At 64.1% G+C, this 20,164-nt stretch carries 18 protein-coding genes; 12 read left to right on the forward strand and 6 right to left on the reverse strand.

Annotated elements, in window-relative coordinates; translation table 11 throughout:
- Positions 1-4 precede the first annotated feature (4 nt).
- The 7 genes from LAD35_RS20660 (at position 5) to LAD35_RS20690 (ending at position 7,816) form a co-directional block, all read left to right on the forward strand.
- Positions 5-1,276, forward strand: coding sequence for an amino acid deaminase (locus LAD35_RS20660; RefSeq protein WP_224153117.1), 1,272 nt, complete (start codon positions 5-7; stop codon positions 1,274-1,276).
- 173 nt (positions 1,277-1,449) lie between these two features.
- Entirely contained in the window at positions 1,450-2,457 is a 1,008-nt protein-coding gene (locus LAD35_RS20665) for a MurR/RpiR family transcriptional regulator (RefSeq protein ID WP_224153118.1), read from the forward strand.
- A gap of 23 nt (positions 2,458-2,480) precedes the next feature.
- Positions 2,481-3,959 (forward strand): N-acyl-D-amino-acid deacylase family protein, encoded by a 1,479-nt coding sequence (locus LAD35_RS20670; protein WP_224153119.1) that lies wholly within the window; start codon positions 2,481-2,483, stop codon positions 3,957-3,959.
- 185 nt (positions 3,960-4,144) lie between these two features.
- Positions 4,145-5,119, forward strand: a complete 975-nt coding sequence (locus LAD35_RS20675; protein WP_224153120.1) for a Bug family tripartite tricarboxylate transporter substrate binding protein — start codon at positions 4,145-4,147, stop codon at positions 5,117-5,119.
- 82 nt (positions 5,120-5,201) lie between these two features.
- Entirely contained in the window at positions 5,202-5,597 is a 396-nt protein-coding gene (locus LAD35_RS20680) for a cupin domain-containing protein (RefSeq protein WP_224153121.1), read from the forward strand.
- Between the two features lie 16 nt (positions 5,598-5,613).
- On the forward strand, positions 5,614-6,789 hold the full coding sequence (locus LAD35_RS20685) for an acyl-CoA dehydrogenase family protein (RefSeq protein WP_224153122.1): 1,176 nt from the start codon (positions 5,614-5,616) through the stop codon (positions 6,787-6,789).
- A 112-nt stretch (positions 6,790-6,901) separates the two neighbouring features.
- Entirely contained in the window at positions 6,902-7,816 is a 915-nt protein-coding gene (locus LAD35_RS20690) for a LysR family transcriptional regulator (RefSeq protein ID WP_224153123.1), read from the forward strand.
- A gap of 238 nt (positions 7,817-8,054) precedes the next feature.
- Here the strand turns inward: LAD35_RS20690 and LAD35_RS20695 are convergent, their stop codons facing one another.
- Positions 8,055-10,091: a site-specific DNA-methyltransferase gene (locus LAD35_RS20695; protein WP_224153124.1), complete on the reverse strand. Its 2,037-nt coding sequence runs from the start codon at positions 10,089-10,091 to the stop codon at positions 8,055-8,057.
- 141 nt (positions 10,092-10,232) lie between these two features.
- Here LAD35_RS20695 and LAD35_RS20700 point away from each other — a divergent pair, with 141 nt between their 5' ends.
- Positions 10,233-10,703, forward strand: a complete 471-nt coding sequence (locus tag LAD35_RS20700) for a transcriptional regulator (protein ID WP_224153125.1) — start codon at positions 10,233-10,235, stop codon at positions 10,701-10,703.
- On the opposite strand, the gene LAD35_RS20705 is transcribed toward LAD35_RS20700, so the two are convergent.
- The 3 genes from LAD35_RS20705 to LAD35_RS20715 form a co-directional block, all read right to left on the reverse strand.
- Complete coding sequence (locus tag LAD35_RS20705) at positions 10,681-11,430, reverse strand: sulfite exporter TauE/SafE family protein (RefSeq protein WP_224153126.1); 750 nt, start codon at positions 11,428-11,430, stop codon at positions 10,681-10,683. The genes LAD35_RS20700 and LAD35_RS20705 overlap by 23 nt on opposite strands.
- A gap of 309 nt (positions 11,431-11,739) precedes the next feature.
- Positions 11,740-12,198, reverse strand: a complete 459-nt coding sequence (gene ybeY / locus LAD35_RS20710; protein WP_224153127.1) for an rRNA maturation RNase YbeY — start codon at positions 12,196-12,198, stop codon at positions 11,740-11,742.
- 68 nt (positions 12,199-12,266) lie between these two features.
- Positions 12,267-13,226: a PhoH family protein gene (locus tag LAD35_RS20715; protein ID WP_224153201.1), complete on the reverse strand. Its 960-nt coding sequence runs from the start codon at positions 13,224-13,226 to the stop codon at positions 12,267-12,269.
- A 157-nt stretch (positions 13,227-13,383) separates the two neighbouring features.
- Here LAD35_RS20715 and ruvA point away from each other — a divergent pair, with 157 nt between their 5' ends.
- The 4 genes from ruvA to ruvB all read left to right on the forward strand — a co-directional run bounded on the left by ruvA (position 13,384) and on the right by ruvB (position 18,830).
- A complete protein-coding gene (ruvA, locus tag LAD35_RS20720) occupies positions 13,384-13,956 on the forward strand; it encodes a Holliday junction branch migration protein RuvA (protein WP_224153128.1) in 573 nt (190 codons plus the stop codon).
- A 207-nt stretch (positions 13,957-14,163) separates the two neighbouring features.
- Entirely contained in the window at positions 14,164-15,642 is a 1,479-nt protein-coding gene (locus tag LAD35_RS20725) for a trypsin-like serine protease (RefSeq protein WP_224153129.1), read from the forward strand.
- A 203-nt stretch (positions 15,643-15,845) separates the two neighbouring features.
- Positions 15,846-17,723 carry a trypsin-like peptidase domain-containing protein gene (locus LAD35_RS20730; protein WP_224153130.1) on the forward strand — a complete coding sequence of 626 codons (1,878 nt, stop codon included), beginning with the start codon at positions 15,846-15,848 and terminating at the stop codon, positions 17,721-17,723.
- A 27-nt stretch (positions 17,724-17,750) separates the two neighbouring features.
- A complete protein-coding gene (gene ruvB, locus LAD35_RS20735; protein ID WP_224153131.1) occupies positions 17,751-18,830 on the forward strand; it encodes a Holliday junction branch migration DNA helicase RuvB in 1,080 nt (359 codons plus the stop codon).
- Positions 18,831-18,901: 71 nt separating this feature from the next.
- Here the strand turns inward: ruvB and LAD35_RS20740 are convergent, their stop codons facing one another.
- Together LAD35_RS20740 and LAD35_RS20745 are read right to left on the reverse strand one after the other, a co-directional pair.
- The gene (locus LAD35_RS20740) at positions 18,902-19,864 is read right to left on the reverse strand and encodes a LysR family transcriptional regulator (RefSeq protein ID WP_224153132.1); all 963 of its coding nucleotides are present in this window, start codon (positions 19,862-19,864) and stop codon (positions 18,902-18,904) included.
- Positions 19,865-19,949: 85 nt separating this feature from the next.
- Positions 19,950-20,138, reverse strand: a complete 189-nt coding sequence (locus LAD35_RS20745) for a hypothetical protein (protein WP_224153133.1) — start codon at positions 20,136-20,138, stop codon at positions 19,950-19,952.
- Positions 20,139-20,164: the final 26 nt, after the last annotated feature.

Consider the following 20,164-nt stretch of genomic DNA (forward strand, 5'->3'; position numbering starts at 1 on the left):
TGAGATGCAACCCGATTTTGTTGTGGACCACCGCTGCAAGAGCTATCCACTGACCGCTGCGCCCATGCAGGCCTCGCAACTGGCCGCGCGCGGCTGGAATGTGCTGCGTGATGACCTGCCGTACCCGCTGGCCGTCATTCGCCGGTCGGCGCTGGAGCACAACGCGCGCTGGATGCAGGATTACGCCGCGCGCCGCAACATCCAGTTTGCGCCGCATGGCAAGACCACCATGTCGCCCCAGCTGTTTGACATGCAGCTCAAGGGCGGCGCCTGGGGCCTGACCTTTGCCACGATCTACCAGTTGTCAGTTGGGGTGGAGGCGGGCATGCGCCGTGCCATCATCGCCAACCAGGTGGTGGCGCCTGCCGACCTGGATGGGCTCGATGCCCTGCTGGCGCGGCACAGCGATCTGCGGGTGTGGTTTCTCGTCGATTCGATTGCGCAGCTGCGCTGCATTGAAGACTGGGCCAAGGCCCGTGGCAGCCAGCGCGCCTTCGATGTGCTGATCGAAGTGGGCATTCCTGGCCAGCGCACTGGCGTGCGCACGCTGGAGGAAGCCGTGGCGCTGGCGCAGGCCGTGCATGCATCGCCAGCGGCGCGCCTGGGCGGTATCGAATGCTACGAGGGGGGGCTGGCCCAATGCAATTCTGCGCATGATGTGCCAGCGGTGGCCGAGATGGTGCACCGCGTGGTGGATATTGCCAAGGCCTGCGATGCGCAGGGCCTGCTGCCCGATGCGCAGCCGATTCTGAGCGCGGGCGGCTCAGCCATTTTCGACCTGGTGGTGCCGCTGTTGCAGGGCGCGGGCCTGTCGCGCAGCTTCATGGGCGTGCTGCGCTCGGGCTGCTACATCACCCACGACCATGGCAATTACCAGCGCTTGCTCAAGCTGGTGGAGCAGCGCGAAGGCCTGCAGGGTTCGCTGCAGGCGGCGCTGGAGGTCTGGTCGGTGGTGCAGTCCGTGCCCGAGCCGGGCCTGGCGCTGCTGACCTGCGGCCGCCGCGATATCTCGTACGACCTGGAGATGCCTTCGGTGCAGCGCCTTGCCGTGCGCGGCAGCACCACGGCGCAGGCCGCGCCTGCCGGCTGGAAGATCAGCGCGCTCAACGACCAGCACGCCTACCTGCGGTTCGATCCCACACAGGGCGCGCCCGCCGTGGGCGATCGCGTGTCGCTGGGCATCTCGCACCCTTGCACCACGTTTGACAAGTGGCGCTGGATTGCCGTGGTGGACGACGCCTGGAACCTGGTGGATGCCATCGAAACAAGGTTCTGAATGTGCAGAATACAACCCCCTGAGGCGCTGTGCGCCTTCCCCCTTCTCTCATGCGGCGCATGGGAAGGGGGACGCAGCCCTCGCTGCGGGGCGGCGCGGCCGGCCCCGGCCCTTGCTCGGCTGCCCGCGCATGGGCCATGCCCGTCTCATGCGCTACGCCATGGATGGTTGACATGGTGATGAATCGTCCGGCTCTCACCCTGCAGGTGCTGCAGCAGCAGCAGTCCGCGTTGCCGCTGGCGCAGCGCCAGGTGATTGATGTCATCCTGCAAGACCCGGGCGCTGCTGTGCTCGCCACGGTGGAGCAGCTGGCTGCGCAGGCCCATGTGTCCATGCCCACCATCGTGCGCATGTGCCGCCGCTTTGGCTATGACTCGGTGCGCGAGTTCATGGTGGCGCTGGCGCAGACGCTGGCAGTGTCGGGTTCGCACCTGCACCGCAGTGTGCGCGAGGACGACTCCACGGGCGATGTGGTCAGCAAGATCGTGCATGCCGCAGCGGGCGCGATTGCCAACCTGGGGCAAAAGCTCGATGCCGCGTTGATCGACGAGGTGGCGGCCAAGATGGCAGCGGCCACGCGCATCGACTGCTATTCGGTAGGCGCCGCATCGTCCTTCATGGCGCAGGAGCTGCAAAGCCGCCTGTTCCGCCTGGGGCTGACATCGAACGCGATCTTTGATGCGCACCAGCAGCTGGTGTCGGCCTCGACGCTGGGCAAGAAGGGCGTGGCCTTTGTCATCTCGCACGTGGGGCGCATGCCTTTCACGCTGGAGGCCGCGCAGTTTGCACGCCAGCAGGGCGCCACGGTGGTGGCGCTGACCCAGCCGGGCACGCCGCTGGCCGAGCTGGCCGACCATGTGCTGGCCGTCACCGTGCCGCAGGATGCGGTGATGCGCGTGGGCACCGAGGCCTATCTGGCGCACCTGGTGGTGATCGAGATTCTGATGGTGCGGCTGGCGCAGATTCTGGGCCCGCGCGTCATCACCGGCATGCAGCAGTACAAGCGGCTGCTCGAAACCCATGGTTTCGACAGCTACGAATACATGGGTTTTCAGCAGCCCGCGCAGCAGCGCCGCAGCGCAGCGCTGGGCGCAGAGCCCGCACCCGTGCCGCGCAAGAAAAGCGCCAGCGCCCAAAAGGACGGCGGCCAGGGCCGCAAGCAGGCGCGCAAGCAGGATTGAAGAGAGCTTTTGGAAAGCAGAGCATGGATCGCAAAGTGTGGTTGAAGAATGGTCTGGTGGTAGATGGCACCGGCAGCGCCGAATTTGTGGGCGACGTATGGTTGCAAGGCGATCGCATTGTGGGCGTGCTTGCGAAAGATGCACCCGCCGATGCGGCCCTGGCCGAGGCTGTGGCGGCCTGGCAGCAGCAGGACCCGCAGACCATTGACTGCAGCGGCAAGGTGATTGCCCCGGGCTTCATCGATGTGCACACCCACGACGACGCTGCCGCGCTGAACAACCCGGGCATGCTGCCCAAGCTCTCGCAAGGGGTGACGACGGTGATTGCCGGCAACTGCGGCATTTCGCTGGCGCCGGTGGTGACCGATGCGCCGATGGCGCCGCTGTCGCTGCTGGGCGACCGGCAGTTCCGCTTTTCCACCATGAAAGACTATGCAGCGGCTGTGGATGCAGCGCAGCCTGCCATCAATATTGCGGCTTTGCTGGGCCACACGGCGCTGCGCATCAAGCACATGTCCGACTTGAACCGGCCTGCCAACGAGGCCGAGCGCGCAGCAATGGCGGCCGACATGCGCGAAGCCATGGAGGCGGGGGCCCTGGGCCTGTCGAGCGGCATTTTCTACCGCGAAGCCTATGCAGCCGACATGCAGGAGCTGGTGGCAGTGGCGACCGAGGCGGCCCGCCATGGCGGCGTGTACGCCACGCACATCCGCGATGAGCTGGAAGGCATTCTGGAAGCCATGCTGGAGGCGGCAGGCACGGCCCAGCAATCGGGGCTGCCTCTGGTGCTGTCGCACCACAAGTGTGCGGGCTCGGCCAACTGGGGCCGCACGCTGCAAACCTTGCCGCTGGCCGAAAAGCTGGCCCAGCAGCAGGAGCTGTCGATGGACGTGTACCCGTACACGGCGGGCTCCACCGTGCTGCGCGAAGACCTGGTGGATGGCGTGATCGATATCCTCATCACCCGCAGCGAAACCCACCCCGAGGTGGCGGGCCGCTACCTGCGCGATATTGCGGCTGCGTGGGGGCAGAGCGAGTACGACACCTGCGTGCAGCTCAAGCCGGGCAATGCCTGCTATTTCCAGATGCGCGAAGACGACGTGCAGCGCGTCATCACCCACCCGCTGTCGATGATCGGCTCGGACGGCTTGCCCAACGACGAGCGCCCGCACCCGCGCCTGTGGGGGGCGTTCCCACGCGTGCTGGCCATGTACTGGCGCGACAAGGGCGTGCTGAGCCTGGCGCAGGCCATCCACAAGATGACGGGGCTGTCGGCGCAGCGCTTTCGCCTGGCCGGGCGCGGCGTGCTGGCCGCTGGCAAGGCGGCCGATGTGGTGGTGTTCGACCCGGCGCGCATCCAGGACCGCGCCACGTTTGAAGACCCCAAGCAACTGAGCGCGGGGGTGGAGGCAGTTTGGGTCAACGGGGTGCTCAGCTATACCGAGCAAGATGGGGCCTTGCCCCAGCGCGGCGGGCGCTTTGTGCGCCGCGCCACGGCCTGACCGGCTGGCTACCCGAATGCAGCAGCGCCCCACGAGGGCGCTTTTTGTTGCTGGTGGCACACCCGGTCAATCATTCGATTTGTGAATCAAACCATCCTTACAAAACATTGGACGTGAATCGTCAAACCTTGCACCATCGATAAAGCCCACAGAGGCTCAAGCACAACTGCACAGGAGACAACACGATGCAACGACGCCAGACAATGGTATGGGCAGCCGCCGCGCTGGCTGCGGCTGTGACTGCGCCGGTGAGCCGCGCCCAGGGGAGCTACCCGAGTGCTCCGATCACGATGATCGTGCCGTTCGCGGCAGGCAGCGGCACCGACGCGGTGGCGCGCGCCGTGGGGCAGAAGCTCGGCGAGCGGCTGGGGCAGCCGGTCATTGTGGACAACCGCGCGGGCGCGAATGCGCAGATTGCCGTGGCGGCGGTGCTCAAGGCCAAGCCGGATGGGCAGACCCTGTTCATGACCACCAACACCTCGCATTCGGCCAATCCCTGGCTGGTCAAGAACCTCAAGTACGACCCGATCAAGGACTTTACGCCCATCGCCCGTGTGGGCGAGCTGCCGTTCGCGCTGGCGGTGAACGTGGATTCGCCCATCAAGTCGGTGCAGGAGCTGATCGACTACGCCAAGGCCCATCCGGGCAAGATTTCGTACGCCACGCCCAACAGCACCTCGCTCGTGGCGTCCGAGACGCTGCGCTTTCTGACCAAGACCGACATCGTGGGCGTGCCATACAAATCAAGCCCGCAGGCGCTGACTGACCTGATGGGCAACCAGGTGCAGATGTATGTGGTGGATCTGGGCTCGGGCGGCAGCATGCTCAAGGCGGGCAAGGTGCGCGCGCTGGGCGTGACGGCGGCCAAGGGCTCGTCGCAGTTGCCGGGCGTGCCACCCGTCGGCAAAACATTGCCGGGTTTTGACATCACTTCGTGGAACGGCATCTTTGCGCCTGCGGGCACGCCGCCCGCCGTGGTGAACAAGATCAACACCGAGCTGCAGGCCGTGCTGGCCGACCCCGAGGTGCAGAAGCAGCTGGCGGTGATCGGCTTCGAGGTCTGGCCCACCAAGACGCCGCAGGAGTTCGCCACCTATGTGGCCGACCAGTTGCAGTACTGGGGCAAGCTGGTCAAGCAGGCAGACATTCCTGCGCAGTGAATTTTGAATGAAAACAGCCCTTGGCGCTTTCCCATCAGGCGCCATTAGCTATTGATTTTGTAGTAATTCGGTTGTCCTCACCATGGTTTCCAAATACCTGATCCGCGCCGCCGATGTGCCGGCGTACAGCCCGGCCAACCACACCGGCACCTTCAACCGCCGCCTCGTCAGCAGCGCCAATGTGGGCGCGCAGCACATGGAGGTGGTGCTGGGCGAAATCGCCAAGGGGGGCGGTGCGCTGCCGCATGCCCACCCGGGCATGGAGCAGGCCTGCTACCTGCTCGAGGGTACGGCGCATGTCGAGGTCGAGGGCGAATCGTTCGAGATGGTGCCGGGCGATACCTGCTTTTTTCCTGCCGATGCCATGCACATCTTCCAGACCACCAGCGACACGCCCGCGAAGCTGCTGGTGATCTACAGCCCGCCCTATGGCGAAAACCCGGCGCGCGTCCGTCGCCCGGAAGGCTCCGGCCACTGATATTGAGGAACACACCATGGATTTCGCACTGACCGAAGAGCAGCAGCAGATCGTCGATGCCATCGAGAAAGTCTGCGCACCGTTTGATGCCGATTACTGGCATGCGCGCGATGACGACGGCGAGTTTCCCGAGGCCTTCTACCGTGCGCTGGCCGATGCGGGCTGGCTGGGCATTGCCATGCCCGAGGAGTTTGGCGGCGCGGGTTTGGGCATCACCGAGGCGGCGCTGATGATGCACACCATCTCCGCCACGGGCGCGGGCCTCTCGGGGGCCTCTGCCGTGCACATGAACATTTTTGGCCTGCACCCGGTCGTGGTGTACGGCACGCAGGAGCAGAAGGCGCGCATGCTGCCGCCGCTGATCGCGGGCAAGGACAAGGCCTGCTTTGGTGTGACCGAGCCGAACACCGGCCTCAACACGCTCAAGCTCAAGACCCGCGCCGTGCGCGGCACGGACAGCGAAGGCGATCACTACCTGGTGCACGGCCAGAAGGTGTTCATCTCCACTGCGCAGGAGGCGAGCAAGATCTTGCTGCTGGCGCGCACCAAGCCGGTGGAGGAATGCAAGGGCACCGAAGGCCTGTCGCTGTTCTACACCGACTTTGATCGCAGCAAGATCGAAGTGCACGAGATTCCCAAAATGGGCCGCAAGTGCGTGGACACGAACCAGCTCTTCATCGACGGCCTGCGCATTCCGGTGGAAGACCGCATTGGAGAGGAGGGCCGAGGCTTTGAGTACATCCTGCACGGCATGAACCCCGAGCGCATCCTGATTGCCTGCGAAGCCATCGGCCTGGGGCGCGCTGCGCTCTCACGCGCTGCCAAGTACGCCGGTGAGCGCGAGGTGTTCAACCGCCCCATCGGCAAGAACCAGGGCATTCAGCACCCGCTGGCCGAGCGCTGGATCGAGTTGGAAGCCGCCTTTTTGCTCGCCATGAAGGCCGCCTGGCTGTACGACCAGCACAAGCCCTGCGGCGCAGAGGCCAATGCGGCCAAGTACTTGGGGGCAGAGGCGGGTTTTCGCGCCTGCGAGACGGCGATCTTCACGCATGGCGGCATGGGCTACGCCAAGGAATTCCATGTGGAGCGCTACATGCGCGAGAGCTGGATTCCGCGCCTCGCGCCAGTGAGCCCGCAGCTCATCCTGTGCTTCATTGCCGAGAAGGTGCTGGGCCTGCCCAAGTCGTATTGATGTATTGCTGACTGGTACGCCGGGCGAGGCGGTCACGATGGATACGCGCGCCACAGGGCCTTCAACCCGTCGAAAACCGGCGGGGCTGCACAGGCTGGGGCATGATACGCAGATGAAAACCCATCTGCTGCGTTACTTTGTGGTGCTGGCCGAAGAGCTGCATTTTGGCCGTGCCGCCGAGCGCCTGGCCATCACCCAGCCGCCGCTGTCGGTCGCCATCAAATCGCTGGAGGAAGACCTGGGCGTGCGCCTGCTGGAGCGCGATGCCAAGCAGGTGCGGCTGACCGATGCGGGCGCTGCGTTTCTGATCGAGGCGCGCCTGGTGCTGGGGCAGATACAGCGCGCCGCCGATGTGGCGCGCAATGTGGCGCAGGGCAAACAGGGGCAGTTGGCCATCGGCGTGACCGGCTCGATGATCTACCGCGACCTGCCGCGCGTGATGCAGACCTTTGGCGCCCAGCGCCCCGATATCGACATCACCTTGCACGAAATGTCCACCACCGAGCAGCAGGCAGCCATTGCGCGCGGCCAGCTGCAGGGTGGCTTCGTCAACATCATCACGCCCGCGCCGGGGCTGGCGCTGTGGCCTCTCGCCCCCGACACCCTGGTGTGCTGCCTGCCCGAGGCGCACCCCCAGGCGCAGCAGGCCAGCATTGACCTGCGCAGCCTCGCGCATGAGCGCTTTGTGATGTTTGTGCGCGAGGTCAGCCCTGCCAACTACGACAATGTCATCGCCTGCCTGCACAACGCAGGCATTCACCCCCGCACCAGCCATGCGGTGCGCCAGTGGCTCACGGTAATTGCCCTCGTGGCCATCGGCCAGGGCGTGGCGCTGGTGCCTTCGTGCCTGCAGCGCGCGGGCATGGCTGGCGTGCGTTTTGTGCCACTGCAAAGCAGCAACAGCCTGGCTGCGCATACGGCAGGGGCCTTTGTGTGGCATCCGCAGGCGGTATCGGCGCCGCTGCAGGCGTTCATTGACGTGGTGCGCGGGCCTGCTGCCGAGGGGCAGGCGCCCACGGCGCAATAGCGGTGCTTGCTGCATTGCAGCAGCGGTGCCAGGCTCAGAACGTGTTTACGATCTCCTCGCGCCGCGACAGTGGCTTTGCGGGGCGCCCGCAAACCCACTGTCCCTCTGGGTTGGAGTGAAATCGGGCGATTTCTGCGCGCTGGCCCTTGCTTGCACCCCGGTGCAAGCTGTGGCCCAGCGCTTCGAACTCATCCCGATTGCACTCCAACGCGGCTGCGTAGAGATCGTAAACACGTTCTCAGAGCGGTGCGCCCAGGATGGTGGTGACTTCTGCTTCGAATCCCAAGACATCCACCGCCCGCACACACACCACGCGCGGCGGGGCATGTGCAGGCACGGTCAATATGGCTTGTGCGCTCACGCGCAGCGCATCACTGCCGTTGGCAATGCGGGCCACATGGGCGGTGTTGCCCCGGTAGTCGTGCCAGGCGGGCCGGAAGACCCGCCCGTCATAACTGGGGTCGACGGACCAATACTCGATCAAGGCCAACGGCTCGGCACGGGCCACGGCCTGGAGCTTGGCGCGGTTGGCGCCTTGCAGGGGGATGGCGTCTGGCGAGAGCAGTGCATAGTCTTTCAGGCGCACGGACAGAATGTCGTGCAGGCCCTGCGGCTGGCATTGCACGGGGTGCAATGTCAGGTGTGCCAGTGACGAGAACCGCACTTGGCCGCGCAACCTGTCTACGCCGCCCTTTCTGTGCAGGCAGTCGAGCAGATCGGGTGGAATGGCCAGCACTTCGAGACGGCTGTCATGGAGCGCGGTGATCGTCTGGCTGATTGAGGGCTCGAAATTCCAGCCCAGCACCACCACCCGGTCCCAGCGGCCCCATCGGTTCCAACTGCCGGGCAGGTGATCGCGCAGGGACTGGGCCATGTGCAATGTGGCAGCGCAGGTTGTCCTGTCGGGGCTGTCGGCCAGCACCAAGGTTTTGCCACCTTGCGCGCCCGAAGTGACGCGGCGCGCGACCTGCCCCAGTGGGTACTGCGGGTGCAGGCCCGGCGGCAACGGGGCCGCGCCATACAGCGACAGCACCATCTGCGAGAGTTCGTCCACGCAGAAATCGCGCTTGCCAAAATGGGCCCGGGCGGCTTCCTCCGGGTAGCTGGCGATGGTCTGGCAGGCAAATGGTTCTGCACCCTGGCACATCAGGCGCTTGCGGGTGACCATGCACGCGGGCTTGCCGATATCAATGCTGATCCAACGGCGCCCCAGCTTTTGCGCGACGGCTGCGGTGGTGCCCGAGCCGCCGAATCCGTCAAGGACGAGGGCGCCTTCGGCAGAGGAGGCCTGGATGATCCGCTCCAGCAGTTTGGCGGGTTTCTGGGTGGCGTAGTGAACGCTTTCGCTCGCGCGCGAGGCGGTGGAGGTGCTGATGTCCGTCCAGAGGTTGCCAATCACCTCGCTGGCTTCGTCCAGGTAGTACTTCTTGTACCGGCTGCCTGACGGTGTTTCATGGATCAGGCCTTGCGCATGCATGCTTTGGATGGTTGCCTCGCAGTAGTTGCCCAGTGTCACCAGCTTGAATCTGCGGCCGGTGGCCGCTTCCACCTTGTTGTAGGCGGCCTCCTGCTGGCTGTTCAGTGCCCGCCGCAGCTGGTTGAAGGTGTGGCGACCGCTCTTGCTGTACAGGTAGATGCCGTCGGTGACACTGTCGAACTTGCGCTGGTGCTCTGGCCCCATTCTCCCGACGGTGGCCGCGCGGTGCCAGATGTTTTCATTGAGGAAGGCGTCCTTGCCAAAGACTTCGTCCATCACGATCTTGACGTAGTGCCCCACATGCCAGTCCAGGTGCACGTAGATCGAGCCGGTGTCGGCCAGCAACTCGCGCATCAGAATCAAGCGCGGCGTGATCATGGCAAGGTAGGCGGCCGTGCCTTCGCTCCAGGTGTCCGAGAAGGCCAGTTGCTCGATGACGGTGGGGCGGTGTTCGTGTTCAATGCCGGGCAAGGTGGCCCTGGTGCGGTAGTCGGCCTTGCTGTCAAAAGGCGGGTCGGTGTAGATCAGGTCGACCTTGCCGCGCAGGCTGGGTGTCTCCTCGTCGCCTGCGAGCAGCGCCGCCATGGCCAGCAGGTTGTCGCCATGGATCAGGCGGTTCATCCATCGCGGGCCGGGTGGGCGGGCGTCCGCGCAGGCGCCTTTGCCATCTGGCCGCACCACTTCGCGCGTCTGGAGGCGAACGCGCTCACAGGTGTCCAGGCTTTCAAGGATGCGCTGCGCTTGCCTGCGTCCCTGGGCAATGATGTTCGGAAGCTGTTCGATGAGTGACTGGGGCATGGGTACTGGGCGGCACCTTGCTTGCATCCGAGTGGGGATTCGAATGACCGAGAGCACGCGATCTATCGATTAAAGTGATAATTCAATATATTTTTCAACAAGAAGTTGAATCTGAATTCTACAGAACTTTAATTTCAGGGGATGGATAACAAGCTTGAATTTGCCCAACGACTGCGCGATGCGATGCAGGCGGCAGGGTTGGAGCCGAGGCCCGGTGTGCTGTTGACCTTGTTCAACACCCACTACTGGGGCCGCTCCGTCACGTTTCAGGCGGTGTCGCGGTGGCTCAAGGGCGAATCAATCCCCGCGCAGGACAAGCTGGTGGTGCTGGCGAGCCTGCTCAAGATCGAGCCGGAAGTGTTGCGTTTTGGGGAAGAGGTACGCCGCTCGGCGCAGGAATACCGGCAGCGCTGGGATGTGGGCGTTGGTTATCTGGAGCGCGAGGCTTTTGATGCATTCCTGCAGTTGCCTCCGCCGCAGCGCAAGGTGGTGCGCGAGGTGATTCTCACGTTCGCCAAGGTGCACGGCAATGCAGAGGTGATGGCCGCCGAGCCTTCGCCTGCCTATGAAGTGGCGGCGGACGCCGCTGTCAGAAAAAAAGCGCAGCCATGACGAGGCCGGTGGTCACGATGCCGCCCCGCAGCCATGAGGGCGGAATCTTGCGTGCCACGCGCGCGCCCAGGTAACCGCCCAGGGTGGCTGCCACCATCATGATCAGCGCCTGCTTCCACTGCACCACGCCGCCTGCGGCATAGATGGCGACGGCAATGGCGGTCAGGAGGGCGGAGACCAGATTCTTGGTGCCGTTCATGGCATGCAGGTTGGTCTGGCCCAGCAGGCCGAGCAAGGCCAGCAGCAGAATGCCCAGGCCGCCATTGAAGTAGCCCCCGTAGATGGAGACAGCCAGCATGCCCAGCCCGGCCTTCATCGCCGACGGCGTACCCGCGCCTCCGCCATTGCGGCGCGAAGCCCAGGCGCGCAGCTGCGGGCCAAAGGCGAACATGGCCGTGGCAGCCAGCAGCAGCCAGGGCACGATCTTGCGGAAGGTGGCGTCGGGGGTGAACAGCAGCAGCGCCGCGCCCAGCGCTCCCCCCGCCAGCGCCAGTACGACCACGGCCTTCATGGACAGGCCGGGCGGCGATGCCATGTCATCCTTGAAGCCCCAGGCACCTGCCGCGTAGCCCGGCAGCAGTGCAACCGTGCCGGTGGCATTGGCCACCACAGGGGGCACGCCGGTGAACACGAGTGCCGGCAAGGTGAGAAAGCTGCCGCCACCGGCGACGGCATTGAGCGCGCCAGCCACAAAGGCGGCAGCCAGCAGGATTGCGATATCGGCCATGGGGGAGTCTCCTGTTGTAGAGGCTGCGCAGGGGCCTTGTGCCACATGTCTGGCAGGCACCTGCCGTGCGCAGCGGGCCGCTTCCCAGCGCCGTCTTGCGGAACGACGACGGAGGGTGCAGGCTGTTTTAGGAGGATTCTAGGTGCGAATGCTGCGCTGCGACCATTGGATTGGTCGCGCAAAAGTCATTACTGCTTACCGGTACCCGGGCTGAATGCTGCAAGCCACAGGCCTGTTTTTGCTACAGAATCAGGAGTTGGTGCGCATGACAGGCATGTGCTGCAGGTCAGATTCTTCTACTTTCTATTTTTATTTCTTGTAGGGGTCTTCAAACCCCAGCTCCTGCATGATGGCGGTTTCGTAGTCTTCCATCTCCTGGGCGTCCTGCTCGCTGGTTTCGTGGTCCCAGCCCTGGGCGTGCAGGGTGCCGTGCACCAGCAGGTGGGCGTAGTGCTCCTCAAGTGTCTTGTTCTGCTCCTGGGCTTCGCGCGCGACCACCGGGGCGCACAGCACCAGATCGGCCAGCACGATGGGTTCCTGCTGGTAGTCGAAGGTCAGCACATTGGTGGCGTAGTCCTTCTTGCGGTATTCGCGGTTGAGTGCCTGGCCTTCTTCCGCATCCACGATGCGCACGGTGATTTCGGCGTCATCGGCCAGCGCGTGGCGGATCCAGCGCGTGACCTGGCTGCGCCCCAGCGCGGCGCGGTGCTCGGCCACGCCGTCAAAGCGGGCAAACTGCAGGGAGAGGGTGAGTTGGTTCAGTGCCATGGTTTTTGAATGTTTTTGGCGGCTGGCGCAGGTGGGTTCTGCGCTACCAGCTATTGATTTGTGAGTTCTCAGTCTCTGCGGCTGTGCGCGCGCGCCGGGCGGCTTTGCTTGTCGTAGGCGTCCACGATGCGGGCCACCAGCGGGTGGCGCACCACGTCGGCGCTGGTAAAGCGGGTCACCGCAATGCCTTTGACGCGCTTGAGCACTTGTTCGGCATCGATCAGGCCGCTCATCTGGCCCTTGGGCAGGTCGATCTGGCTCACATCGCCCGTCACCACGGCCTTGGCGCCAAAGCCGATACGGGTGAGGAACATTTTCATCTGCTCGGGCGTGGTGTTCTGCGCCTCGTCCAGGATGATGAAGGAGTTGTTGAGGGTGCGCCCGCGCATGAAGGCAAGCGGCGCAATCTCGATGGCGTTGCGCTCGAAGGCCTTTTGCACCTTGTCGTAGCCCATCAGGTCGTACAGGGCGTCGTACAGCGGGCGCAGGTAGGGATCGACCTTCTGCGACAGGTCGCCGGGCAGAAAGCCCAGGCGTTCGCCCGCCTCGACAGCGGGGCGCGTGAGCACGATGCGCTGCACGTTGCTGCGCTCAAGCGCATCGACCGCGCAGGCCACGGCGAGGTAGGTCTTGCCGGTGCCGGCAGGGCCGATGCCGAAGGTGATGTCGTGCGCGGCGATGTTTTCCAGGTAGATATTCTGGTTGGGGGTGCGCGCGCGCAGGTCGGCGCGGCGGGTATTGAGCACCATGGCGCCTTCGGGCGCGGTCATCAGCTCGGCGTCGCCCGCGAGCATCAGCTGGATATGGTCTTCGCTGATCGGGCCATCCGCCATCTCGTACAAGGCCTGCAGGAGCTCCAGCGCCTCATTCGCAGCGGCCTTGGGGCCGTCGATCTTGAACTGCTCGTGGCGGTGCGCAATCTTCACGGCCAGATGGGTTTCGATCTGGCGCAGATGGGCGTCGGCCGGGCCGCACAGGTTGGACAGGCGGTTGTTGTCGTGGGGCGTAAAGGTGTGGCGCAGGATCACGCGGTGGGTTCCATCCAAAAATCAGTATGCTTGTGCCTTGGCACAAAACAGGCGCAACTCAGGCAGACCAGAATGCACGCAGCGCATTGTCCGTTGTCATCAGGCAGCCGTCCTGCCGGAGCCTGGTTTGCATGAGCCGTAACAAGGAAAGATACGAATGATAGGCCGATTGAGCGGAACCCTGGTGGAAAAGAACCCCCCCGAAGTGATGGTGGATTGCAACGGCGTGGGCTACGAGGTGCAGGTGCCCATGAGCACCTTCTACAACCTGCCTGCTGTGGGCGAGAAGGTGGTGGTGCTGACCCAGTTCATCGTGCGCGAGGATGCGCAGCTGCTCTACGGCTTTGGTACGGCGCAGGAGCGCCAGACTTTCCGCGAGTTGATCAAGATATCGGGCGTGGGCCCGCGCACGGCGCTCTCCATCCTGAGCGGCCTGGGGGTGAATGACCTCGCGCAGGCTGTGTCGCTGCAAGAGGCCGGGCGCCTGGTGAAGGTGCCGGGCATCGGCAAGAAGACCGCCGAGCGCCTGCTGCTGGAGCTCAAGGGCAAGCTGGGCGCAGACATTGGCGCCAAGGCGGTGGCGGTGAACGACGCGCAGGCTGATATCCTGCAGGCGCTGATCGCGCTGGGTTACAGTGACAAGGATGCGGCAGCCGCGCTCAAGGTGTTGCCGGCCGACATCGGCGTGGCAGAGGGTATCAAGCAGGCGCTCAAGGCCCTGGCAAAATGACCGGAACAGTGATTTTGCGGGCGGTCTGCATCGTTGCAGCGCTTGCCAATAGGTGGGCTATTGGCTGCACGCTGCGCCTCGCATCCCATCCCGCAAAATCACTGTCGCGGCGCGAGGAGATCGTAAACACGTTCTGAAGCGGCGCGCGGGCCTGCGGGTTCGGCACAGGTTTCCTTTGATATGGCAACAACGAGAGGTAGCAAGACCATGAACAATTCCAAGCACGCAATGCGTGGCCTGGCGTGGGCCTGCGGCATTGCCGCAGTGATGGCCGTCGCAGGGTGCGGCGGTGGCTCCAGCGACGACGACAATGGTGGTAATCCGACAACACCCACCAGCCCCACTGCCTTCGTGCTGGATTCGATCGTGCTGCCGGGCTCCAAGGCCCAGGCCCAGGCCGAAACCCAGGTGCAACCCCTGGGCGTGACGCTGCGCAGCACGCGCATCGCGCTGCCGCAGCTCGACACCACCAAGTCCGAGCAGGCGGGGCTGGGCCAGCCTGCCATGCAGATCGGCGTGCCGCGCGCGGTGGCGCAGACCACATCGGTTGCCAAGACCCAGGCGGCGCTGCAATGGCAGCCATTGCCGGACGGCCGCACCGCTGCCGCCGTGCATATCGCGTCCGAAGGCGCATATGGACTGCGTATGGGCGTGCTGGTCGACAGCCTGCCCGATGCCGCGCAACTGCGCATCTACAGCGACGAGCACCCCGATGCGGTGGTGCAGGTGAGCGGCGCCTCCGTCAATGCGCTGCTGGCGCAGAACCGCAAGGCAGGCGAGGGTGGCCAGGCTGCAAGCACCTGGTGGACACCCGATGTGGGCGCAGGCAATGCCACGCTGGAAGTCGTGCTGCCTGCGGGCACGGCTGCCGAGGCGGTGCGCATTGCGATCCCTTCGGTCTCGCACATCTACCAGAACCTGTCCCTACCAACCGAGGCAGAGATGGCCGACGTGGAGAAGAAGGCCGGCGCCTGCAATCTGGATGCCAGCTGCACCAGCAATTACCAGCTGGAGCGCAACGCCGTGGCGCGCATGGTCTACGTCGCTGCCGACGGCATTTCGTATGTGTGCACCGGTACGCTGGTCAACAACACCAAGAAGGATTTCACCCCGTATTTCCTGACGGCAAACCACTGCATCTCGACGCAGACCTCGGCATCAACGCTGCAGACCAGCTGGTTCTACCGTTCGAGCAGCTGCAATTCGGGCATTCCGGGCACCTTTGCCAGCCGCAATGGCGGGGCCACCTTGCTGTATGCCACGGCCAGCACGGATTCGTCCTTCCTCAAGCTCAATGACACGCCACCTGCAGGCGTGACGCTGGCAGGCTGGGATGCGCGCAACACCGCCACGGAAGGCACCGCCATCTACGGCTTGCACCACCCGGACGGCGATCTGCTGAAGTACAGCGTGGGCGCCATCAATGGCTACACGAACTGCGTCTCGGCCGGAGGCACCAGCGTCTCGTGCCCCGCAGGCGATGCACAGAGCAATTTCTACTCCGTGCGCTGGAGCCAGGGCGTGACCGAAGGCGGCAGCAGCGGATCGGGCCTGTTCAGCAATGGCCGGGTCATCGGCACCCTGTATGGCGGCTCCAGCGCGTGCACTGCGCTCAATGGCACGGACAACTATGGCCGCTTCGACAAGGTCTTCAACAGCAAGATCTGGAGCTGGCTGGCAGGCTGAGTGCCGCCGTCAATCACAAGGTATCAATGTCAAAAGGACCTGTTTGCAGGTCCTTTTTTCTTTTCGTATCCAGATTTACTTTTCTATTGGTGTGGGTGTTTGCTATTTATTTGAGGTGGGTCTAAATTGCCATCTATGGGCAAATTGTTCACGATAGGGGGAGGGGCTGCGCTGGTACTGTGACGAGCACTGAGGAGGAGGCCATGATGTCTTTTTGTGCAGTGTTTTTGGGGTTGCGTCGCGGCGCATTGCTGGCGGCATTGTGTTGGTTGGGCGTGGTTGCATCGTCGGCTCAGGCCGGTGTGCAAGTGGATGCGCTTCGTATGGAGCCGCAGGAGGGTACTGGCGTACTCAGGCATGCAACTGCTCTGGTGGCGAGCCGGGTGGCCCAGGTCGAGATGCCGCCTTGGGATGCAGCCAAGGCAGAGTTGCTGCAAGCGGATGGCGCACGTCAGATTGGTGTAGGGCGACCACTTGCCAGCTTGCAGACGCCAGACCAGACGCGCAATTTGCTGGCATGGAACCGTTTGCCCAATGGGGGCCGGGCTGCAGCCCTGCAATGGGCGCCTGATGGTGCCTATGGCTTGCGGCTGGGAGTCGTGTTTACTGCATTGCCCGAGGCGGCGGTGTTTCGCATGTATGCCTCGCCGCAGTCCCCAGCCAGCTATGAAGTAACCGGCGCAGCGCTGCTGGAGCGCCTGCCGCTCGACCCTGCCACCGGTGCGCGTACGTGGTGGACGCCGGATCTGGGCCCCACGTCGGTACTGGAAATCCTGTTGCCTGCGACAGTAGACGACGCGCAGCTTGCACTCGCTGTTCCGTGGGTGTCGCAAGTGGTGGAGCCTCCCACGCCGCTGGCGCCAGCGCAGGCAGAGCCTGCCAAGCGGCTCTCCAACAATTGCCAGCAGGATGTGAACTGCCAGGCCGCCTTGCTGGACCAGCGGGACGCGGTGATCCGCATGGTGTATGTGAACGGCACCAACACCTTTCAGTGCACCGGCACCCTGGTCAATAACCTCAAGCAGGACCAAACGCCTTATGTGCTGACAGCAGCGCACTGTGCGAGGGACCAAGCCATGGCGTCCACGCTGCAGACCATGTGGTTCTATTACTCGCAGTCGTGCAACAGTGAGAACCTGGCTGCCAGCCATACCGAGCGCTATGGCGGCGCACGCTGGCTGGCGACCAGCTATGGCAATGACATGACGCTGCTCCAGCTCAATGAAGCCCCGCCTGCCGGTGCCCTGTTTGCGGGCTGGGATGCCTTAGCTCTGCCTATGGCCACAGCGGCGGCAGGCCTTCACCATCCGCACGGGGATATGCAGATGATCACCAAAGGCCGAATTCAGGAGCTGGCGTCCTGCTATCTTGACTACACCGTTTCCCGACCATCCCTCAGCTGTACTCCTGGCGCCGCGGTGGATGGCGGGTTCTACCGCGTGGCCGTGGACAGCGGCGGCATAGAAGGGGGAAGCAGTGGATCGGCCCTGTTCGTCGATGGCCGCGTGGTGGGCACCTTGACGGGGGGCGACAACTGGTGCCCCGCCAATGGTGTGGTGTATGGGCGCCTGGATCAGGCGGTTGCCAGCACCTTTTCGCCCTGGCTGGGCACATCGGCTGCATTGCACAGCAGCATGGCGGCGCCGGTCTACCGCTTCCATATTCCGAGGTCTGGCGCGGATTTCTATACGATCTCCGCCGAGGAGCGCGATGCGGTGATTGCCGGGCTGCCGGACGCACTCCACTACACGGGGATTGCGTTCTACGCATCTGCCCAGCAGCGTCCCCGGATGCTGGCGGTGTACCGCTATTTCAATCCTGAGGTGGTGGCCCATTTCTACACCACCAGCGAGGCCGAGCGCCAGTTCGTGCGGCAATACCACCCGTCATGGCAGGAAGATGGCATTGCCTGGTGGGTCCCCGAGCAGGGCGGCGATGGCGCGGTGCCGGTCTACCGCTCCTACCAGTACAGCACCGGCGCCCACCACTATGCGCTCGATCCTGCAATGCGCGATGCCTGGCTGGGCAATCCGGACCTTTTGTACGACGGACTGGCTTATTATGTGTGGGCTGCGCCGTGACCGGATCGCGGCGCACGCTGCTGACACATGACCATCCACACCGATTCTTTCGACACTTCTTTCACCAAACAGCCTGACAGCCGGGTGATCTCTGCGAGCCCGACCTCATCACAGGAAGAAGCGCTGGAGCGCGCGCTGCGTCCCAAGCTGCTGGACGAGTACGTGGGCCAGGCCAAGGCACGCGAGCAGTTGGAGATCTTCATCGGTGCGGCCAAGAAGCGCAGCGAGGCGCTGGACCATGTGCTGCTGTTTGGCCCACCCGGTCTCGGAAAGACCACCCTGTCGCACATCATCGCGGCAGAACTCGGTGTCAATCTGCGCCAGACCAGCGGCCCGGTGCTGGAAAAGCCCAAGGACCTGGCGGCGCTGCTCACCAATCTGGAGCGCAATGATGTGCTCTTCATCGACGAGATTCACCGCCTCTCTCCGGTGGTGGAGGAAATTCTCTACCCCGCGCTGGAGGATTACCAGATCGACATCATGATCGGCGAAGGCCCGGCGGCCCGCTCGATCAAGCTCGATCTGCAGCCTTTCACCCTGGTGGGAGCCACCACGCGCGCCGGCATGCTCACCAATCCGCTGCGCGACCGCTTTGGCATCGTGGCCCGGCTGGAGTTCTACACGACGGCCGAGCTGACAAAGATCGTGATGCGCAGTGCCGGCTTGCTGAACACGCCGATTGACGATGAAGGCGGGCAGGAGATTGCGCGGCGCTCGCGCGGCACCCCGCGCATTGCCAACCGGCTGCTGCGCCGGGTGCGCGATTACGCCGATGTCAAAGGCAATGGACGCATCACGCAGGACATGGCCAACCGTGCGCTCGCCATGCTGGATGTGGACCCACTGGGCTTCGACATCATGGACCGCAAGCTGCTGGAGGCGGTGGTTCACCGCTTCGACGGAGGGCCCGTGGGGCTGGACAATATCGCGGCCAGCATTGGCGAGGAGCCCGGCACGATCGAGGATGTCATCGAGCCTTACCTGATCCAGCAAGGCTTTTTGCAGCGCACGCCGCGTGGCCGCATCGCCACGCAGGCCGCCTACCGGCACCTGGGTTTGGCTGGGGGAGATGCGCCAGGGCAGGGCGGCCAAGGCTCGCTGGTGTAGGCCGGGCGGGCTGCACCTTCATTAGCCAGAAGGTGTGAACGCAGCGCTGCGGCGCTCACCGCAGCCCGTGTTCAGAGGCCGTGGCCCCGCTTGCTGGTCTTGGGGCTGGGCACGCTGCTGCCCATGTTGCTGCACAGGTAATCCCAGCATTGCTGCACCACCGGGCGGCGGTTGCCATGGGCGCTGCGCGTCATCAGGCAGATGCGGCGCGACAGCAGGGGCGCCTTCAGCGGCATGGTGACCAGGTCGTTGTCGACGTGGCACTGGGTGTAGAGCCGCGAAATGAGGCCGATGCGCAGGCCGCTGCGCACCAGGGCGTACAGCGATTCGGTGTAGGTCAGGGTTTCGGTGTGGCTGATGCCCACGCCCTGTTGCTCCAGCACCGACACGATCATTTCATAGGTGCTGCCGCGCGAGAGGATGACGAGCGGCTCGTCGTTCAGGTCCGTCCAGCGCAGCTCGGGCATCTTGGCCAGGCGGTGGCTGGCGGGCATCACGGCCATCACTTCGTCTTCGGTAACGAACTGGGTATCCACGGTCGAGGGCACGGTGAACTCCAGGCCCAGGCCGATGTCGGAGCCCCCATTGGCCACCGACTGCAGCAAATCCTCGTTGCGCAGGTCCTGCAACTGCAGGTCAACCATCGGATTTTCCTTTTGCCAGATCGCCAGCCATGGGGCGAGCAGATGGATGGCCGACGGAATGCAGCTGACGCGTACCGTGTCGGCCTGGTACTTGAGCAACTGCTGCAGATCCTGCACGCCCTGAACGAAGTTGTTGATCATCCACTCCACCTGCGGGCGCACGGCCTCGCCTGCGGGTGTCATCCGCACATGGTGGGTACTGCGGTCGAACAAAGGTGTTCCCAGCAGGTTCTCCAGCTCCCGGATCGCCGACGACAACGCGGGCTGGCTCATGGAGAGCGCTTGCGCGGCACGGCTGAAGCTGCGGTGATTGGCCACCTCCTTGAAGCAGCTCAACTGGCGCAGCGAGGGCGTTGGTGCAGATTTGCGAGGCGGTTCAGCGTCGGTCATAAAAGCCAGATCGGTTCAGTACGACAAGCAGGCATGCTGCGGCATGGTGGCACTGGGCGCCTCCAGGTGCAAGCAGCATGTTTTGTCAAAAGTAATCGAGTGTTATTCCTGCGTTCAATTGCAAATATACATCGATTTTCATATCGCCATTGGAGATAAATTGCGGTAATTCCATCGGAATCTCTTCTTGAATCGCAAATGATGCTGATGTGCACAAAAGCAATGGTTGGGCGCACCCCTCATTGAAAATTGTTAATACTTGCTTCGCCGCCATCCGTTTCTGCAAAAGGGCCCACCCCG

This window comes from Comamonas odontotermitis, assembly GCF_020080045.1.
GTDB lineage: Bacteria > Pseudomonadota > Gammaproteobacteria > Burkholderiales > Burkholderiaceae_C > Comamonas > Comamonas odontotermitis.

What these genes read in the sequence shown, in the direction of transcription:
- LAD35_RS20740 (WP_224153132.1), bottom strand. Translation starts at nt 19,864, where the DNA reads ATGACCGACGCTGAACCGCCTCGCAAATCTGCACCAACGCCCTCGCTG.
- LAD35_RS20730 (WP_224153130.1), top strand. Translation starts at nt 15,846, where the DNA reads ATGATGTCTTTTTGTGCAGTGTTTTTGGGGTTGCGTCGCGGCGCATTG.
- LAD35_RS20700 (WP_224153125.1), top strand. Translation starts at nt 10,233, where the DNA reads ATGGATAACAAGCTTGAATTTGCCCAACGACTGCGCGATGCGATGCAG.
- LAD35_RS20675 (WP_224153120.1), top strand. Translation starts at nt 4,145, where the DNA reads ATGCAACGACGCCAGACAATGGTATGGGCAGCCGCCGCGCTGGCTGCG.
- ybeY (WP_224153127.1), bottom strand. Translation starts at nt 12,198, where the DNA reads ATGGCACTGAACCAACTCACCCTCTCCCTGCAGTTTGCCCGCTTTGAC.
- ruvA (WP_224153128.1), top strand. Translation starts at nt 13,384, where the DNA reads ATGATAGGCCGATTGAGCGGAACCCTGGTGGAAAAGAACCCCCCCGAA.
- ruvB (WP_224153131.1), top strand. Translation starts at nt 17,751, where the DNA reads ATGACCATCCACACCGATTCTTTCGACACTTCTTTCACCAAACAGCCT.
- LAD35_RS20695 (WP_224153124.1), bottom strand. Translation starts at nt 10,091, where the DNA reads ATGCCCCAGTCACTCATCGAACAGCTTCCGAACATCATTGCCCAGGGA.
- LAD35_RS20670 (WP_224153119.1), top strand. Translation starts at nt 2,481, where the DNA reads ATGGATCGCAAAGTGTGGTTGAAGAATGGTCTGGTGGTAGATGGCACC.
- LAD35_RS20745 (WP_224153133.1), bottom strand. Translation starts at nt 20,138, where the DNA reads ATGGCGGCGAAGCAAGTATTAACAATTTTCAATGAGGGGTGCGCCCAA.
- LAD35_RS20680 (WP_224153121.1), top strand. Translation starts at nt 5,202, where the DNA reads ATGGTTTCCAAATACCTGATCCGCGCCGCCGATGTGCCGGCGTACAGC.
- LAD35_RS20660 (WP_224153117.1), top strand. Translation starts at nt 5, where the DNA reads ATGCAACCCGATTTTGTTGTGGACCACCGCTGCAAGAGCTATCCACTG.
- LAD35_RS20725 (WP_224153129.1), top strand. Translation starts at nt 14,164, where the DNA reads ATGAACAATTCCAAGCACGCAATGCGTGGCCTGGCGTGGGCCTGCGGC.
- LAD35_RS20690 (WP_224153123.1), top strand. Translation starts at nt 6,902, where the DNA reads ATGAAAACCCATCTGCTGCGTTACTTTGTGGTGCTGGCCGAAGAGCTG.
- LAD35_RS20705 (WP_224153126.1), bottom strand. Translation starts at nt 11,430, where the DNA reads ATGGCCGATATCGCAATCCTGCTGGCTGCCGCCTTTGTGGCTGGCGCG.
- LAD35_RS20685 (WP_224153122.1), top strand. Translation starts at nt 5,614, where the DNA reads ATGGATTTCGCACTGACCGAAGAGCAGCAGCAGATCGTCGATGCCATC.
- LAD35_RS20665 (WP_224153118.1), top strand. Translation starts at nt 1,450, where the DNA reads ATGGTGATGAATCGTCCGGCTCTCACCCTGCAGGTGCTGCAGCAGCAG.